Source organism: Clostridium rhizosphaerae (assembly GCF_016765585.1).
Classification (GTDB): Bacteria; Bacillota; Clostridia; order Clostridiales; family Clostridiaceae; genus Clostridium_AT; species Clostridium_AT rhizosphaerae.
This window is the reverse complement of record NZ_JAESWC010000008.1, coordinates 151,927-168,523: the sequence shown is the minus strand read 5'-3', so window position 1 is coordinate 168,523 and position 16,597 is coordinate 151,927. Positions and strand designations below refer to the sequence as shown.

Here is a 16,597-nt window from a genome sequence, read left to right as displayed (position 1 = left end):
CTAAAGTATTTACAAAGATTTGAGAATGTATGGCACTATTAATGTAAGTGCTTTAGTACATTATGGAAAACCTAAAATATAAGAGGAGGGTAAGCTATGAAAAAGAAAGGGCTGGCAGTAGTACTTGCGGTTTTGATGCTTAGTACTTTATTTTTTGGCTGCAATAGACAAACGATTGCACAAGATGTACAGAAAGAAAATTACAACGGAAGAGTTTTTTATGAGATATTTGTAAGAGCTTTTAATGACAGTAACGGTGATGGAAAAGGTGACTTAAAGGGTGTAACCCAAAAGCTTGATTATCTCAGCAAGGATTTAGGGGTTAGCGGCATATGGCTTATGCCAATAAATGCATCGCCAAGCTATCATGGCTATGATGTTTCAGATTATTATAAAATCAATCCTGATTATGGAACTGAAGAAGACCTTAAGGAGCTTTTAAATGAAGCTCATAAGAGAAATATTAAAGTGTTGATGGATTTAGTAATAAATCATACAAGTACAGAAAATCAGTGGTTTAAGGAAGCTGCTCAAAATAAAGACAGCAAATATAGAAATTATTATATTTGGGCTGATAAAAATACAGATGTTACTGAAGGTTCTCCAATAAGTGCACAGCCATGGGTACCTCTTGGCCAGGACCATTATTATGCGTTATTTTGGGAAGGAATGCCTGATTTAAATTATGATAACCAAGCGGTAAGAGATGAAATGAAAAAGGCAGCCAAGTTTTACCTTGATATGGGTGTAGATGGCTTTAGACTTGATGCTGCAATGCATATATACGAAGATAACACTAAGAATGTGCAGTGGTGGAAAGAATTTAAAGAATATGTTACCAGTCAAAAAAAGGATGCTGTTTTAGTTGGAGAGGTTTGGGATAAGACACCTATAATAGCTAAGTATTTTAACGGCTTAGATTCAGCTTTTAATTTCCCTGTAGCAGATGCACTTGTAAACATGGCAAAGAGTGGAACTGTAGGAACAGGAGCTTTTGCTATAGATAATGCATATCAGCAGTATGCTGCGGTAAATAAAAATTTTATAGACAGCCCGTTTTTAACTAATCATGACCAAAACAGAGTTATGAGCCAATTAAACGATGTTAACAAAGCAAAAAATGCTGCTGCAATACTATTAACTCTTCCGGGAACTCCTTATATATATTATGGGGAAGAAACAGGCATGACTGGAGTTAAGCCTGATGAACAAATAAGAGAGCCTTTTATTTGGGATAACAAGGATACTTCAAAAAACAGCTCATGGGAAGCTTCAAAAAATGATGAAAATACAGTTGCGGTTAATGTTCAGCTGCAAAATAAAGACTCACTTTTAAATTTATACAAGAGCATAATTGCAGTGAGAAATAATAGTGATGCTCTTAAGTATGGAAATTTTGAGCTTCTTGAAACACAAGGCAGTGATATTTTTGCTTACAAGAGAACTAAAGATAATAAAAGCGTTTATGTATATGTTAACTTAGGGACACAAGCTTCGAAGGAAAAAATAGATTTATCAAAAGCTAAGGTTCTTTATTCTAATAAAGGAAAGAAAGGAACTTTGAGCACTAAAGCCAGCTTAGATATACAGGGGAATGAAATTCTTATATTAGAATCAAAATAATAAATTAGAATCAAAATAATAAAAGGGAGATTAAAATATTGCTGTAAGTCTAGAGATCTGCTTCAGCGATATTTTTAATCTCTATTTTTATTGACATATAAAACTTTTATTATTAAATTATATATAGACTATTACATTAGCAGGTGATTAATTTGGAATATATAAAAGAAATACATATAAATGAAGCTGTACTTCATGTTCTTGATAATAATTCAGGAGAACCGCTCTTAAATGAATATACTATAGAGCTTAATGAGGAAATCTATAAGTTTCTATTAAGGCACGTTGAACGATGTTTAAAAGATGAAGAGCTAAAATATGCCGTGTTTAATGAAGAAAGAAATATAGTAAAGGATTTGTCACAGGAGTATCTTAGTGGAGAAAATGATCTTTTAGAGGTTTCAAAGGAATTGGCCAGGCAAATGTTTGTGCTTATGAGGTCAAAGGGAAACATACCTTCCTGCGATTTGCTTGTGATATCAATTTCTACAGAACATGGACCAATGCTTGGAATAATGAAAATGGACTATATAAAGAACTATACTCACAGCATTGATTTTGTTGAGGAAAAAATAGGTATAAATATTGTCCCGCAGTTTACTGGCCTTCCTGCCAGCAGCCAGAAAATTCAAAAGTGTGCTTTTATAAAACTTTTAAACTCTGAACAGAAGTTTAATCTTATGGTTATTGATAAGAGTAATAATAAAGAGAAAGAGGAATACGGTTCAAATTATTTTATTAATAGTTACCTAGGCTGCAGTATTATTGATAATGAAAGAGACATGACCAAGGCTTTTGTAAACGCAGCTGAAAACTTTACACGAAATAAGCTGAAGGAAAATGCAGATACCCAGGAAATTGTAAGAACTGCAATAAAGAAAAAGCTTAAGGAAGAAGAACATATTGATGTGAAAGCTCTTTCAGAGGATTTATTTAAAAATCAATATGAAGCCCAGCAGGATTTTATAGAGTATGTTTCATCTTCGGGAGTAGAGATTGAGGGAAAGATTCCTGTGGATAAGGAATGGGTTTCTAAAAAGCTAAAAAGAGTGAGATTAAAGATTGATAGCGATATTGATCTTTATTTAAAGGAAGAAACCTACGATGACAGGAGCCGTTTTGAAATACAAAGAAATGGTGATGGTTCTATAAATATTATTTTAAAACATGTTATGAATTATATTGAGAAATGAATTAGTAATGAAAGGGTGATATTTATGAGTTTAAATGAGAGTGAAAAAATTTGTCCGCTATGCGGTAAGGATAATAACTGTCAACATGGACAGGGTGGGTGCTGGTGCGAAAATGTTAAGGTTTCTAAGAAGGTACTAGATTTAGTTCCAGAAGATAAAAGAGGTAAGGCGTGTATATGCAGAGATTGTATAGAAAAATATATGAAATGAAGAGATAGAAGAGATTTTCTTCTATCTCTTTGTTTTTAAGTAATTGTGATACTGTATTTGATAAAGTAGGTGTTGAATATAACGCATAAATAGTATTTAGCATATACTATTTATGTAGTGATTTTAAAATATGTTTTGAATATTAACTTTTTCTAAACTAGAAATATGTTTTAGAAGAAATTTCAAAACATGCACACTGGCAAGAGCTTCATCCTTTGATTTTTCCTTAATGTATTGAGGAAGCTTCCAGAGCTCCATTTCTATATTATCAATCTCTTGATGATTGACAAAAAGCTTTATTACCTTTGAATGCTTTTCCCATTGATTAGTAAAATCCATGGAGGTTTTATAAGCTTTATCCCATTTTTCCTCTGAAATATATTTTTCTAAGTCATCATTTAGGATTTGGAGGTTTGAAGATATTCTATTTAAATATCCTATGGAAAAAAATATAGCAGTAATCATTGCTAAAAATACGGTTACAGAGATAATTATATTTCTCATTGCTTACTGGAACCTCCTTCCTTAAGTTGGTAGAAGAACTTTCCTTTTGAATCGAGGAGGGCAATAAAAACCTTATCAGAGGAAGAAACGTTATTTTTTCTTAGCTGACTTTGAAGCCAGGAGTTGTTTTTTTCGATAAGATTTAGATTGTATTTATTGATTTTTCCATCTAGTATCAGCGTAATAGGAAGTTTATCCTGTGTGGACTTTATGTTTAAGTCCTGTTTGGTAGCCGGCTCTAATTCAGTTTTAGGAATTACCGATATCTGGCCGCTGGTTTCCAGTATGGCATACTCTATGTCCTCGATATTATAATAGCCTTGAAGTCTAAGCTCCTCCATCAAATCATTAATATTAAGCCTGTCGTATTTTAACTGCTTAATATCAATTTTGCCACCTTTAATAATTATACTGGGCTTTCCGCTGAAAATAGTTCTGGCGGTCTCGCTTTTTAACTCTGCTAAGGATATACTAACTTGGAGAACCAGTAAAGTTATTATTGGAATAATACCGTGAAGTAATGGAATTCTTGTATCCTGCATGGGAAGTGAAGCAAGTTCTGATACCATTATTGCTATAACAAGTTCAAATGGTTGAAGCTCACCAATTTGTCTTTTACCCATCATTCGCATTGTAAAAACTACGATAAAATATAAGATAACGGTTCTAAGAAGAACTATTAACAAAATACCACATCCTTTTAGTATTGAAAAATAGAACAATAGGTATATTTTTTGTTAAAATATTAAAAATTATGAGTAGTAGGAGGACATTTTTTAAAATGGTGAAGTATAATAATATTAATTTCTTAAATATATACTATGCAAAAGTTCTAATACATTAATGATGTCCTAAAAGTCCTTGAAGATTGGACATTTTATGACATCATTAATGTAAGAACTTTATTGTATTATATATAGATTTCTGCAGAATTTATAGGGGGCACAAATATGGAGAAAATAAAGTTGAATTTAAGTAACGGTAAAAATATTGAAGTCGACAAAGGAACTGTTTTATATGATATTTATAAAGAGAATTATGAGGAAGGTCGGCTTCCTGTAGTTTTAGTAAAGATAAATGAAAAGTATTATGAACTTACTAAAACAGCAGAAGAAGATGGAGATTTTGATATCGTTGATATCAGCACAAATTTAGGTATGAGAACTTATGTAAGAACGCTTCAATTTGTTCTAATAAAGGCTGTGCTTGAACTTTATCCTGATGCAAAAATTACAATAGAACATGCTTTAAGCAAAGGACTTTTTGGTGAGATACACAGAAATGAAAAAAGATTAAATTGTGAAGATATTAAAAATATAAAATTAAAAATGCAGGATATAATTGATAGGGACTTGCCAATTAGAAAGCTGGAAGTTTCTAAAACTGAGGCAATAAAGATATTTAGTGAATATAATATGGAAGATAAATTAAGACTTTTAAAGCACGTGAACGCAGAGAAAGTGAAGCTTTATGAGCTTGATGGAAGATATGATTATTTTTATGGCTCAATGGCTTATTCAACTGGTGTGATAAAATATTTTGATCTTACGTGTTATGAGTCAGGTTTTATTTTAAGATACCCCACCGAAGCAGACCCAACTGTTTTACCAAAGTTTATTGAATATAGAAAGCTAGCAAAAATATTCTACGAAACAGAGCAGTGGGGTAATATATTAGAAGTCGGTGATGTAGGGTCATTAAACGATAAGGTAGATAATGGTGATATAAGAAATATAATTCACGTAGCAGAAGCACTTCATGAGAAAAAAATAGCTTATATAGCTGATATGATTCATGAAAGAAAAGGCACTAAGCTTGTACTTATAGCTGGGCCTTCTTCCTCCGGGAAGACTACATTTGCAAGAAGACTTGGGATTCAGCTTAGAGTGAATGGCTTTCTTCCAATACCAATTTCCTTAGATGACTACTTTGTAGATAGAGAAAATACTCCTAAGGATGAAAGCGGAGAGTATGATTTTGAGTCAATATATGCATTAGACTTGAAGCTTTTTAATGAGCACTTAGAACTTTTATTAAAAGGTGAAGAAATTGAAACTCCTACCTTTAATTTTAAGGTGGGAAAAAGAGAGTGGAATGGAGAAAGAGTAAGGCTTCCTCAAAATGGAATACTTATCGTTGAGGGGATTCATGGCTTAAATGAGATGCTTACTTCAAGTATTCCAAAGGAAAGCAAATTTAAAATTTATATAAGCGCTTTGACTCAGCTAAATCTAGATGATCATAATAGAATTGCAACAACAGATGTAAGAATAATAAGAAGGCTTGTTAGAGATTTTCTTTCAAGAGGCTATGGAGGAGAACAAACTCTTAAAATGTGGCCTTCAATAAGAAGAGGAGAGGAAAAGAATATATTTGTATATCAGGAAGAAGCAGATGTTATGTTTAATTCTACCCTTGTATATGAACTATGTGTACTTAAAAAGTATGCTTTAGAAGAACTTAAGAAGATAACTTCTAAGAGTCCTGTATATTATGAAGCCTTAAGACTAGGAAGTTTTTTAAATTTCTTTAAAGAAGTAGATATGAAACTTGTTCCTGAAAATTCAATATTAAGAGAATTCGTAGGCGGAAGCGTTTTTTATAAGTATTAGTTTTGTGAGATTGCAGAAATGCAGTCTCTTTTATTTATAACATTTTCTAATTGCCAAATGTCGAATTGTGTTGTAAATTAATATATATAAAATGCAATAATAATTGTTAATAAGGTGGAGATATAATGAGAAATTATAGTGCTTTTGATATATTAGGACCTGCTATGATAGGCCCTTCAAGTTCACATACAGCAGGAGCGGCGAGACTTGCAAAGGTTGCAAGAATAATCGCCGGAAAGGATATTAAGGAAGTTAAATTCTTACTACATGGTTCCTTTGCAAAAACTTACAGGGGACACGGTACAGACAGGGCTTTAGCTGCTGGCATACTAGGTATGGAGCCGTGGGATGAGAGATTAAGAGCTGCTATTGATATTGCTGAAATACAAGGACTAAAAATGGAATTTATTGAAGCAGACTTAGGGGACGAGCATCCTAATACAGTAAAATTTTTAATAACAACTTATGATGATAATGTGGTTGAAGTCATGGGGTCCTCAATTGGCGGCGGCAACATTATTATAAAGGAAGTTGATGGGGAAAAGATAGAATTTACAGGAGAATATCCAACGCTTATTATTAAGCACGTGGATGTACCTGGTATTATATCAAAGGTTAGTTCAATAATATATGAAGCTAAAATAAATATAGCAACAATGAAGGTATACAGGAGCAGTAGGGGTTCAGAGGCCACTATGATTTTTGAAACGGATTCGGATGTTCCTCAAAAATTAATACAAGACATTATAGATATCGGAAATATTAAAAGCATAAGAGCTATTAGTCCAATAGTTGAAAGGTAGTGAGCATAAGTGTTTGTAAATACAGGTGAAGAATTAATTGAAATATGTAAAAAAGAAAACATATCTATTGCTGAATATACAATAAGAGAAGAAATTAAAGAGACAGGTATAAGCAGAGAAGAAATTATAGAGAAAATGGCTAAAAACTTAGAGGTTATGAAAGAGTCAGCAAATCGAGGTTTGAAAAACAAAGTTGTCTCCGTAAGCGGACTTATTGGCGGAGATGCAAAAAGGCTCTATGATTATTTGGAAAAGGGAAATACTCTCTGCGATAAATTTATATTAAAGGCTATGGCAAGAGCACTTTCAAGCTCTGAGGTCAATGCAGCCATGGGAAGAATAGTGGCAGCTCCTACAGCTGGTTCCTGCGGTATTATGCCTGCAGTTATAATATCGGCTGCGGAGAAGCTTGAAAAGTCAGACAAGGAAATGATTGAAGCCCTATTTACTGCTTCTGGTGTAGGAATCATTATAGCAAAAAATGCTACCGTATCAGGTGCAGAGGGAGGTTGTCAGGCAGAGGTGGGTTCAGCTTCAGCTATGGCTTCAGCCGCTGTTGTAGAAATGATGGGAGGAACACCGGAACAGGCACTAAATGCTGGCGCAATTATTATTAAAAATATTTTAGGATTGGTTTGCGATCCTATTGCAGGTCTTGTAGAAGCACCTTGTGCCAAAAGAAATGCTTCAGGCACTGTAGCAGCCCTTACAACAGCTGACTTAGTCATGAGCGGAGTAAAGAGCATAATTCCTTTTGACGACACAGTACTAGCTATGTATAGAGTAGGAAAATCTATGCCTTGTGAATTAAGAGAGACTGCTCTTGGCGGGCTTGCATCTACACCTACGGGAATAAAACTTAGAAAGCAAATATTGGGAGAATAATTTTACAGGTAACACTTTATTTATTTTTGAATAGTCTAGTAAAGAGACTAAGATAAATAAGGTGTTATTTTTATGAAGAAAATTTATTTTTTTGGTGCTCTATCCTTTGTATTAACTTTTATAAGTACCTCATCAAGTCTTATTAATACTATAATTTATTCTGCTGCAGTTATTCCACTGGCTATTCTATTAGGTGAATTCACTTCAGATATTTCTGAATATATAGGTGATAAGAAGGGCGGTCTTATTGCGGCCACAGTAGGTAACCTTCCAGAGCTTATGATGGGAATTTGGTCTATTCAGCTTGGAATGCTTCCAATGGTAAAATCTGCACTTATAGGCTCTATAATAAGCAATATGCTTTTAGTTCTTGGCGTTTCCATATTTTTTGGAGGAATTAAGTATAAGGACCAAAATTTTAATAAGCTAGTTGCAAGGACTAATTTTAATATGCTGCTTTTGGCTATGTCAGCCATAGTAGTTTTGGCTTCTTTAAACAGATATGCTGCACTTACTAAAGGAGCTATGATTTCTATCAGTCTTAAAGTCGCTGTCGTACTTATTTTAGTATATATATTAGGACTTGTATTTTCCCTCTATACTCATGGGAATTTGTTTGTAGTGAGTGAGTCTAGTGAAGAAGTGAGTACAAAGCCAAGAGAAATGAAATTTATATTCATAGGTATAATTATATGCTCAGTAATATTGTATTTTTTGAGCGAAAAACTAATAGTAAATATTAAAGGAGTGGTAGATACTTATAATATTTCTCAAGAATTTTTAGGAATTATTCTTATTCCTATACTAGGAAATATTGGCGAAAATGTTTCGGCTATAATGTGTGCTTTAAAAAATAAAGTAAACCTAAGCCTTGAGATAGCAATAGGATCCAGCATACAAATATCACTATTTGTAACTCCAATACTAATGATTTTTTCTTACTTTACAATATCTCCAATGAATTTAATATTTACTAACTTCCAAATAATTATTGGACTTATTGGAGTTGGTATGTCATACTTTGTGTTTCAGGATGGGAAAACCTATTGGTTTGAAGGGGCAATACTTATAGCCATATATATTATGATAACGCTTGGATATTATTATATAGCTTAAAGCTCTATATGTAATAAAATATCAAGGCATATAATATAAATAGTTATGATATTAATTCTTTTTAGGTGATTAATTGAGCGGAAGGAAACTTATCGAAACATATTACGTGGATATAAATAATTTGGCAGATTTGCTTGGTAAGCTTGTAAGTTCTTATAGACTTCTAATTGGAGGAGCTGATGAACTTAATAAGATTGCTTTAGCAAGAAAAGAGGAAATAAGAGATGCTCTTAAAAGGTCAGATAAACTCGGAGATATAATAGATGATTTAATAGTTACGCTTGAAAAGGCATCTTGTAATTATATGGAGTATTGTGAGATAAAGTCTGAAATTATTAAAGGAAAAGTAAATTCTAATCACATTCTAACAGAAATAGATGATGAAATTAAATTTGATGAGTTAAAAAGTTAAAGGTGTGAGGAAAAATCTCACACCTTTTTAAATCTTAATTTACTTATCATTAAGTAGGATAACATAACTACAAGAACTATCGAAACTGATAAATTTGTTTTATAATTTAGAGTTAGTAAAGCAAACAGAGCAAGAAAAGTTCCTGCAATGGTTATCGGAATGCCTGTAAATACATTGTTGAAAGGCATAGAATTGTATCTGGCAAGACGATAAGCACCTGCAATAGGAAATACTAAAACTAGCATATAGCCGATAAGTCCCAAGTGAGTATAATCATATAAATTAAACATAAGTATAGATGGCGCAACTCCGAAAGATACTAAATCAGCTAAAGAATCGAGCTCTTTTCCTATATCGCTTGATACTTGTAAGAATCTTGCTACCCTGCCATCATATCTGTCTATTAATCCCGCAATAATTATAAACAGACATGCCCATCTATAATTTGAATTAAAAGTCATAAGTAATGATAACACGCCACAGGCCAAATTAGCAAAAGTAAATATATTAGGCACAGCGTTTTTCTTTGACATTTAAAATTCCTCCTAAAAATAATATAATTCCGTCTTGCATAAATTACCAATATAAAATCAGCTTTAAATTAATACAATATATTATAACATAGATTTAGTAAATGGTTAATAGTAAAAAAAATTAAGTTTATTTTTTTCAAAGCAGTAGCTGTAAACTAATTTAAATGATATCATTAATTATACAAAATGTAAGGGGTTAAAAAATGAAGAATAAAACGAAAAACATAATTAAAGCTATACTTATAATATGTATTTCTTTTCTTTTTATTTATTTTCTTTTAAGGTATCAAAGGCACTTAAGATTTGTTTTTAGATATATTAATTTTAAAGCTTTAAGAAACTACATAATCAGCTTTGGACCTTTAGCCTTTTTAGTGCTGTTGATAATATATTCTTTAAAACCAATAATAGTGTTTTTCCCGGCTCTTCCTTTTACAGTACTTGCTGGAAATATATTTGGACCTATTAAAGGTTTTATACTTACAATGCTTGGACTCTATTTCTCTGGAACCTTAGCATTTTTTCTTGCAAAACGTTTAGGAAAGCCATTTGTATCTAAGATAACTAAAGGAAAACTTTTAAAGCTTGATGATAATATTGAAACTCATGGGTTTAAAATAATGTTTTTAATGAGAATATCCACACTATTTCCATATGATCCATTAAGCTATGCTGCAGGACTAACTAAAATAAGTTATAAAGATTTTATTATTGCCTCGTTGCTGGGAGCATTTCCAGAAATGCTTGCATATTCATATTTAGGACAAAATATGCATCACCCATTTTCTAAAAAGTTTATAATACCTTTAGCACTGGTAGCAATAGTTGCTATTGGAGGATCTTTTATGTTTAAGTCTTATAATAAAACCAGTAAAACTAAAGCTTAAAATTTCTATTTAAGTATACATATACCTATAATAAATCTCTTTCTTTAAGTTAAGACTATATAGGAAGACTAATTGTTTAATTTAAGGAGGGGACGTTAATGAAAGTTAAAGATTTAATGACTAAAGATGTTGCCACTTTAAATGCTGAAGATTCTGTTGAGCAGGCTGCAAAGATGATGAAGGAACATAATATTGGTTCGGTTCCGGTATGTGATGGTGAAAATGTTATTGGTATTATTACTGACAGAGATATTGCTCTTAGATCAGTAGCAGAAGGAGAAAACGTAAAGAATCAAAAGGTTAGAGAAGTGATGAGTTCTAATCCTGTATTAGCAAATCCAGATATGGATGTGCATGATGCAGCAAGAATAATGAGCGAAAGACAGATAAGAAGATTACCTGTAGTTGATAAAAGTAATATTGTTGGTATAGTGTCTCTTGGAGATTTAGCAGTTGAGCAGCAACTCAAGGATAATGCAGAAGAAGCTCTAAGCGAAATATCAGAGCCAAGTTCTCCTATGATGTAGACATAAACAAACTTTAAAAGTCCACAGGAAATTCTATAAATTTCTTGTGGATTTTATACATTGGTAATATAATGTATGTGTAAATAAAGGTGTTAGTGGGTGAATAAGTCGTATGAACAAAGTTAAATTTATTTATAATCCTTTTTCAGGTGAAAATTCAATTGTGAATGATCTAGATAAGATTGTAGATATTCATCAAAGGCATGGTTACTCAATTGTGCCTTATAGAATAAGCTTTGAATATGAGCTTTCAAAAGCATTTGAAGATATTGATTATACATATAAATATATTTTAGTAGCTGGTGGAGACGGTACCGTAGATAATGTAGTTAATCATATGAAAGCTCTAAATATCAATCTTCCCATTGCTGTACTTCCCGTGGGCACAGCTAATGACTTTGCTAAGTTTTTAGGAATTCCACAGGATGTTGAAAGAGCCTGTGAACAAATATTGAATACACAACCTAGAACTGTGGATCTTGGAAAGGTTAATGATAAGTATTTTGTTAATGTAGCAAGTACAGGTCTTTTTACAGATATTTCTCAAAAAACAAGTGTTACATTAAAAAATACAATGGGAAAGCTTGCTTACTACGTTAAGGGTATAGAACAGCTTCCAAATTTTAAAAAGCTTAAAATAAAAGTTTCTTCAAAGGAAATTGAGTATGATGGCGACATGTACTTGATGCTTGCTTTTAACGGTCAGACCGCAGGAAATTTAAAATTTGCTTATAAAGCAGAAGTAGATGATGGGTATTTAGATGTTATAATTATAAAAGCAGGAACAATAAAGGATATGGTTGCTCTCTTAATTAAGATGCTTCGAGGGGAGCACTTAGAAGAGGATGCACATAATTTAATATATTTTAAAACAAATAAAATGTATATTGAGTGTTATGAAGATATAGTAACAGATATCGATGGGGAAAGAGGACCGGATTTTCCTCTTACTGTTGAGTGCGTAAAGGGCGGTCTTAAGGTATTAGGTTACTTAAACGATTAGAATTATATATAAAAATAGAATAAAAGTCTAAAAAAAATAATAAATATAAGTAGTAACAATTTAGGTGGAGTGTATATGAACGTATATTATTTTTATGTAACCTTGTTATTGCTTGTATTTATATTACTTTATTATGGGATAAGCTATAGCTTAAAGTTTGCTCCATTAAAGATAAAAATTTTAAGCCTCAGTGCATTATCACTTGTAAGCTTAAGGTATGCAGCTTTAATAATTTTATTATTTTCAGCGAATATTAAAAATTTATATTTGTTAAAGCCTTTTGCATTTTTAAATCTATTGACTATACCAGTATTGGCTTCAGCTGCGATTTATATTTTATTTAGAAATGATAAAATTAAGTTTAATTATTGTTTAATTTTATCAGGTGTCTTATTTCCATGTTACATATTTTTAATATCCAAGTTTTCCATTAACATAGAGATATTCAGGAATCTAGGATACATAATGTATTTTAATAATAAAAATATACAGTATGGAATTTATCTGATAATAAATACACTGTTTTTGTTTACAGCAATAATTTTCATAGAAAATAAAAATATTAATAAGCTTGGTGTAAGAATGATAATTGCTTCGTCTGCGGCAGTTATTATCGAGACTATACTTGAAGCCTCCGGTATTACTTTATTTTCAACAGTTTTGTTTGGAGATATACTTTGGATTATAACAATAGATTATGCACTTTCTAAGCTGAGAAAATAGATATATACAATGCAATAAAGTTCTTGCATTGTATATATAATTTACTAAAGAGAAGGCAGGAGTTAGCCGTGAAAATACTTTTAGTTTCTGATGAAGAAAATCCTTATCTATGGGATTACTTTCAGCCTGAGAAGTTTAAAAATATAGACCTTATAATATCCTGCGGGGACTTAAAGGCAGAATATCTTTCCTTTTTAGTTACCATGATTAAGGCACCTTTATTCTATGTGCCTGGTAATCATGATACAAGATACATAAGCAACCCTCCTGAAGGCTGTGAGTGCATTGATGGAAAACTAGTAAACTATAAGGGATTAAGAATATTAGGTCTTGGAGGCAGTCATAGATATAGTTTTGCGGAATATCAATATAATGAAAAAGAAATGAAAAAAAGAATATTTAAGTTAAAGCCAAAGCTTTGGTTTAATAAAGGCTTTGATATATTGGTTTCTCACGCTCCTGCCTTTGGTATTGGAGATGATACTGATAACTGTCATCGAGGTTTTAAGTGTTTTATAGAGCTTATGGATAAATATTCACCAAGATATTTTTTTCATGGTCATGTTCACTTAAATTACGGCATGAAGCCAAGATTTAATGAGTATAAGAATACAAAGATTATAAATGCTTTTCAATATTATATAGTTGAGCTTTAAATAGGATATATCAAGATAAAAGATAACTTTATTTTGATATATCTTATTTTTATATGTAAATAATAGACCAAAGAACAAAAAATGAAAAAATTTTTCTTAATAGCGACGGAACGTATACAGCCAGAATTTATGACTCACCCATACATTATAAAAATGGGGACAAGTTTGAATGATAGTACGAATGTTAGTGTAGAAGCAGTGTGATACAGGAATATATTCCAAGATGTTAATATACAATACTCTGCAATAAATAATAGCTTCGAAGAGACTTGACGGAAACTATGCTAACAAATATTTCTTCTATAACTATGACATAAGAGGAAGCGTAAGCAGTATAATTAATCCAGAGGGAAGTCTTGTAAAAGGTTATGATTATGACGAGTTTGGCAAGACAGCGGATAAAGGAGACTCCTTATTCAAAAATACTACCAAATTCACAGGAGCAGTACACGACCTATCAGCAAATCTTTACTACATGGACTCTAGATTCTATAACCCAATAACAGGAAGATTCTTAACTCAGGATACCTACAGCGGAAATCCATATGAGCCATGGACACAGCATCTTTACAGCTATTGTTCTAATGACCCTGTAAACTTTATAGATCCTACTCATCCTGCAGGAAGTGCATTAGCAAGCGATTGAGATTGAAACGAAATAGAAATAATTTGAATACACTAGTTTGTAATATAAAATTTGCTTTCTATATAGTGTTTATTTTTATCAAATAATATGATATAATATTGCATGTTTAGTAAAAATATTACAATATATTCATTAATTTAACAAAATCCCATAGAAAATGGCAAATTTATTGAAAAATAAAGACGCAAAGCTGCGGGTCTAAGGAAGCAATTCTATGACAGCCGGGCCACCTAAATAGGATTATTTTTTATTTTTTGACTAGAACCTTTCTATGGGAAATTAGAGGGGGATAATAATGAAAACACAAAAAAAGAGAAGAAATTCAATTTTAATGGTTCTTTTATTTTTAACGATGCTGTTTCAGACGTTGGATATAAAAGTTAAAGCAGAGGAAGCTGATTCAACAGTACCTACCTTTACAGAGGTTAAAAAAGAAACTATAGGTTTTGCGCTTCAGCACAAGGGCAAGACTATTATTAAAAATGTAAACATAGTAGATAATAACTTAAAACTATTTGTTGAAGAAAAAGACCAAAAACATATTATATCTGAAGATTTTAACTTTTTGAGATGGCTCGATGATATCGGAGTATACAATGACAATTTATATGTAATTCAGGACACAGAAGAAGATAAACCTATTTATAAAGTGGATTTAAATACCTATAAGATGGAATTTGTTAAAAATATGCCTAAATCTCCAGTTGGTAATCCATATGTTGAGAAAATAGTAATAGATCAAACTGGTACAATGTGGTTCTTAGGATCAGAATATAATATTCCTGAATATTATCCTAACTCTACAAGAATAAAAGACAATTACACAAGACACATAGTTTATAATGAAAAGGGCTTTAAGTTTGAATTTAGCATATTACAGCAGTCTGGGAGAAGCAACTTTGATTCTTTTAATGGGTTACAGGTAGATCAAGGTGGGAATGTATGGTTCTTTAAATCCTTTGGAACCGGAACAGATAATAAGCTGTATAGGGTATCAAAAGACAATCAAATAAAAGAATTTACTTTACCAACTAGCTATACTATACGATCTATGTATGTAGGCAGCAATAATACTATTAATATCGTAGACGGTCACATCACAAAAACTGATAGTTCAGAGAGGTTTGACAAAGAATTCGTACAAAGATATGCAATAGTTGGAGATAATCTTCAGCTTATGAAAGAATTTGATATGACAGGTAAAGACGTCTATTATGATAAAGATATAAACGGTAATCTTTGGGTAGATGAAGATGGTGTAATTTCAAAATTTGAGGGAGATAGCCTGGTTAAAAAGTATGTTGTTTCAGATGCATTAAAAGGAGTGCGAGTTTACGACGATAAGCACCTGGTAGCAACCGGAATAGTCGGATTTGGGTATTTTAATATATCCATAGATGATGAAAAACCACCTGTAGTTGATGATACGAAATCGCCTGTAGTAGATGATGGAAAATCACCAGTAGTGGATGATGCGAAACCACCTGTAGTAGAAAAATTTACAACTAAAATTGACAGCAATACCAAATCAGCAACTGTTATTCTTGATACTGCACAAATAGTGAAGAATGAAGTAAACGAAGTATCCCCTTTATTAGGTGCTGATGTGCAGTCTGTTGAAGCAAAGCTTGATGCAGCTGCTATAAACAGTGGCACTGGAAGCTATAAGATGAATACAAGCAAAGTAACTATGGAACTACCATTTGCTGCAGTGGACTATGAAGGAACTGTACAAGGCTCCTATGTAAATATTAAGCAAAATATTATAACTAATGACCCTATATTAAACTCACTTAAGAATGTTGGAAAAATCTTTGATTTCAGCTTGGGAACCTACATGCAGGATGGAACTAAGATAAAGGATATACATAACTTTAAGAGCGGCAAGGCCAAGATAGCAGTTAAACTTACCAGTGATGAGGTTAAGAACTTGGATACCACAAAGCTTGGAGCATATTACTACAATGAAACAACTAAGCAGTGGGAGCTTATAGGTGGAAGCTATGATAAGAACACTAAGACCTTTACCTTTGAAACAACTCATTTTAGCAAGTATACTATAGCTCAGACAAATGGTATGCTTCCTCAAACTGGAGCGTTTTTAAATAACAATGACTTGATAATAGGAGCCCTCCTACTAATTGCATTTGGGGTACTTTTATTTATAAAAAAACCTACGATGAAGCAAATTTAATTGTTATAGCTGACACAAATAATTAGTTGTGTCAGCTTTTTATCGTTGATTTGAAATCTCTTTATAAAGC

General features: G+C 32.0%; 18 protein-coding genes and 1 riboswitch. Of the genes, 15 read left to right on the top strand and 3 right to left on the bottom strand.

Going from position 1 to position 16,597, the window contains the following annotated elements:
- Window positions 1–96: 96 nt before the first annotated feature.
- From JK636_RS13540 to JK636_RS13530, 3 genes are all read left to right on the top strand, one after another.
- The gene (locus JK636_RS13540; protein WP_202749544.1) at window positions 97–1,623 is read left to right on the top strand and encodes an alpha-amylase family glycosyl hydrolase; all 1,527 of its coding nucleotides are present in this window, start codon (window positions 97–99) and stop codon (window positions 1,621–1,623) included.
- 152 nt (window positions 1,624–1,775) lie between these two features.
- Window positions 1,776–2,816 (top strand): nucleoid-associated protein, encoded by a 1,041-nt coding sequence (locus JK636_RS13535; RefSeq protein ID WP_202749543.1) that lies wholly within the window; start codon window positions 1,776–1,778, stop codon window positions 2,814–2,816.
- 24 nt (window positions 2,817–2,840) lie between these two features.
- On the top strand, window positions 2,841–3,026 hold the full coding sequence (locus JK636_RS13530) for a cysteine-rich CWC family protein (protein ID WP_202749542.1): 186 nt from the start codon (window positions 2,841–2,843) through the stop codon (window positions 3,024–3,026).
- 123 nt (window positions 3,027–3,149) lie between these two features.
- Here the strand turns inward: JK636_RS13530 and JK636_RS13525 are convergent, their stop codons facing one another.
- Window positions 3,150–3,530 carry a DUF4363 family protein gene (locus JK636_RS13525; RefSeq protein WP_202749541.1) on the bottom strand — a complete coding sequence of 127 codons (381 nt, stop codon included), beginning with the start codon at window positions 3,528–3,530 and terminating at the stop codon, window positions 3,150–3,152.
- Entirely contained in the window at window positions 3,527–4,216 is a 690-nt protein-coding gene (locus JK636_RS13520; protein ID WP_202749540.1) for a DUF421 domain-containing protein, read from the bottom strand. The genes JK636_RS13525 and JK636_RS13520 overlap by 4 nt, the downstream gene beginning before the upstream one ends.
- Before the next feature lie 264 nt (window positions 4,217–4,480).
- On the opposite strand from JK636_RS13520, the gene JK636_RS13515 reads away from it, so the two are divergent.
- From JK636_RS13515 to JK636_RS13495, 5 genes are all read left to right on the top strand, one after another.
- Window positions 4,481–6,142: a nucleoside kinase gene (locus JK636_RS13515; protein ID WP_202749539.1), complete on the top strand. Its 1,662-nt coding sequence runs from the start codon at window positions 4,481–4,483 to the stop codon at window positions 6,140–6,142.
- Between the two features lie 125 nt (window positions 6,143–6,267).
- Window positions 6,268–6,945 carry an L-serine ammonia-lyase, iron-sulfur-dependent subunit beta gene (gene sdaAB / locus JK636_RS13510; RefSeq protein WP_202749538.1) on the top strand — a complete coding sequence of 226 codons (678 nt, stop codon included), beginning with the start codon at window positions 6,268–6,270 and terminating at the stop codon, window positions 6,943–6,945.
- A 9-nt stretch (window positions 6,946–6,954) separates the two neighbouring features.
- Window positions 6,955–7,830 carry an L-serine ammonia-lyase, iron-sulfur-dependent, subunit alpha gene (gene sdaAA / locus JK636_RS13505; protein ID WP_202749537.1) on the top strand — a complete coding sequence of 292 codons (876 nt, stop codon included), beginning with the start codon at window positions 6,955–6,957 and terminating at the stop codon, window positions 7,828–7,830.
- Between the two features lie 72 nt (window positions 7,831–7,902).
- Window positions 7,903–8,946: a calcium/proton exchanger gene (gene cax, locus JK636_RS13500; protein ID WP_202749536.1), complete on the top strand. Its 1,044-nt coding sequence runs from the start codon at window positions 7,903–7,905 to the stop codon at window positions 8,944–8,946.
- 73 nt (window positions 8,947–9,019) lie between these two features.
- Window positions 9,020–9,358 (top strand): hypothetical protein, encoded by a 339-nt coding sequence (locus tag JK636_RS13495; RefSeq protein ID WP_202749535.1) that lies wholly within the window; start codon window positions 9,020–9,022, stop codon window positions 9,356–9,358.
- A gap of 17 nt (window positions 9,359–9,375) precedes the next feature.
- On the opposite strand, the gene pssA is transcribed toward JK636_RS13495, so the two are convergent.
- On the bottom strand, window positions 9,376–9,891 hold the full coding sequence (gene pssA, locus JK636_RS13490; RefSeq protein ID WP_202749534.1) for a CDP-diacylglycerol--serine O-phosphatidyltransferase: 516 nt from the start codon (window positions 9,889–9,891) through the stop codon (window positions 9,376–9,378).
- A 203-nt stretch (window positions 9,892–10,094) separates the two neighbouring features.
- Here pssA and JK636_RS13485 point away from each other — a divergent pair, with 203 nt between their 5' ends.
- The 7 genes from JK636_RS13485 to JK636_RS13455 all read left to right on the top strand — a co-directional run bounded on the left by JK636_RS13485 (window position 10,095) and on the right by JK636_RS13455 (window position 16,527).
- Window positions 10,095–10,778 carry a TVP38/TMEM64 family protein gene (locus JK636_RS13485; RefSeq protein ID WP_202749533.1) on the top strand — a complete coding sequence of 228 codons (684 nt, stop codon included), beginning with the start codon at window positions 10,095–10,097 and terminating at the stop codon, window positions 10,776–10,778.
- Window positions 10,779–10,876: 98 nt separating this feature from the next.
- Window positions 10,877–11,305, top strand: a complete 429-nt coding sequence (locus tag JK636_RS13480; protein WP_202749532.1) for a CBS domain-containing protein — start codon at window positions 10,877–10,879, stop codon at window positions 11,303–11,305.
- A 112-nt stretch (window positions 11,306–11,417) separates the two neighbouring features.
- Window positions 11,418–12,308: a YegS/Rv2252/BmrU family lipid kinase gene (locus tag JK636_RS13475; protein ID WP_202749531.1), complete on the top strand. Its 891-nt coding sequence runs from the start codon at window positions 11,418–11,420 to the stop codon at window positions 12,306–12,308.
- 75 nt (window positions 12,309–12,383) lie between these two features.
- The gene (locus tag JK636_RS13470) at window positions 12,384–13,031 is read left to right on the top strand and encodes a hypothetical protein (protein ID WP_202749530.1); all 648 of its coding nucleotides are present in this window, start codon (window positions 12,384–12,386) and stop codon (window positions 13,029–13,031) included.
- 68 nt (window positions 13,032–13,099) lie between these two features.
- A complete protein-coding gene (locus JK636_RS13465; protein ID WP_202749529.1) occupies window positions 13,100–13,687 on the top strand; it encodes a metallophosphoesterase in 588 nt (195 codons plus the stop codon).
- 250 nt (window positions 13,688–13,937) lie between these two features.
- The gene (locus tag JK636_RS13460) at window positions 13,938–14,333 is read left to right on the top strand and encodes an RHS repeat-associated core domain-containing protein (protein WP_202749618.1); all 396 of its coding nucleotides are present in this window, start codon (window positions 13,938–13,940) and stop codon (window positions 14,331–14,333) included.
- Between the two features lie 149 nt (window positions 14,334–14,482).
- Window positions 14,483–14,567, top strand: a riboswitch (cyclic di-GMP riboswitch).
- Window positions 14,568–14,628: 61 nt separating this feature from the next.
- On the top strand, window positions 14,629–16,527 hold the full coding sequence (locus tag JK636_RS13455) for an LPXTG cell wall anchor domain-containing protein (protein ID WP_202749528.1): 1,899 nt from the start codon (window positions 14,629–14,631) through the stop codon (window positions 16,525–16,527).
- Window positions 16,528–16,597 lie beyond the last annotated feature (70 nt).

Excerpts from the sequence above, each read along its gene's own strand:
- JK636_RS13485 (WP_202749533.1), top strand. The coding sequence starts at position 10,095 with ATGAAGAATAAAACGAAAAACATAATTAAAGCTATACTTATAATATGT.
- JK636_RS13515 (WP_202749539.1), top strand. The coding sequence starts at position 4,481 with ATGGAGAAAATAAAGTTGAATTTAAGTAACGGTAAAAATATTGAAGTC.
- JK636_RS13480 (WP_202749532.1), top strand. The coding sequence starts at position 10,877 with ATGAAAGTTAAAGATTTAATGACTAAAGATGTTGCCACTTTAAATGCT.
- pssA (WP_202749534.1), bottom strand. The coding sequence starts at position 9,891 with ATGTCAAAGAAAAACGCTGTGCCTAATATATTTACTTTTGCTAATTTG.
- JK636_RS13475 (WP_202749531.1), top strand. The coding sequence starts at position 11,418 with ATGAACAAAGTTAAATTTATTTATAATCCTTTTTCAGGTGAAAATTCA.
- JK636_RS13455 (WP_202749528.1), top strand. The coding sequence starts at position 14,629 with ATGAAAACACAAAAAAAGAGAAGAAATTCAATTTTAATGGTTCTTTTA.
- JK636_RS13530 (WP_202749542.1), top strand. The coding sequence starts at position 2,841 with ATGAGTTTAAATGAGAGTGAAAAAATTTGTCCGCTATGCGGTAAGGAT.
- cax (WP_202749536.1), top strand. The coding sequence starts at position 7,903 with ATGAAGAAAATTTATTTTTTTGGTGCTCTATCCTTTGTATTAACTTTT.
- JK636_RS13470 (WP_202749530.1), top strand. The coding sequence starts at position 12,384 with ATGAACGTATATTATTTTTATGTAACCTTGTTATTGCTTGTATTTATA.
- sdaAB (WP_202749538.1), top strand. The coding sequence starts at position 6,268 with ATGAGAAATTATAGTGCTTTTGATATATTAGGACCTGCTATGATAGGC.
- JK636_RS13525 (WP_202749541.1), bottom strand. The coding sequence starts at position 3,530 with ATGAGAAATATAATTATCTCTGTAACCGTATTTTTAGCAATGATTACT.
- JK636_RS13540 (WP_202749544.1), top strand. The coding sequence starts at position 97 with ATGAAAAAGAAAGGGCTGGCAGTAGTACTTGCGGTTTTGATGCTTAGT.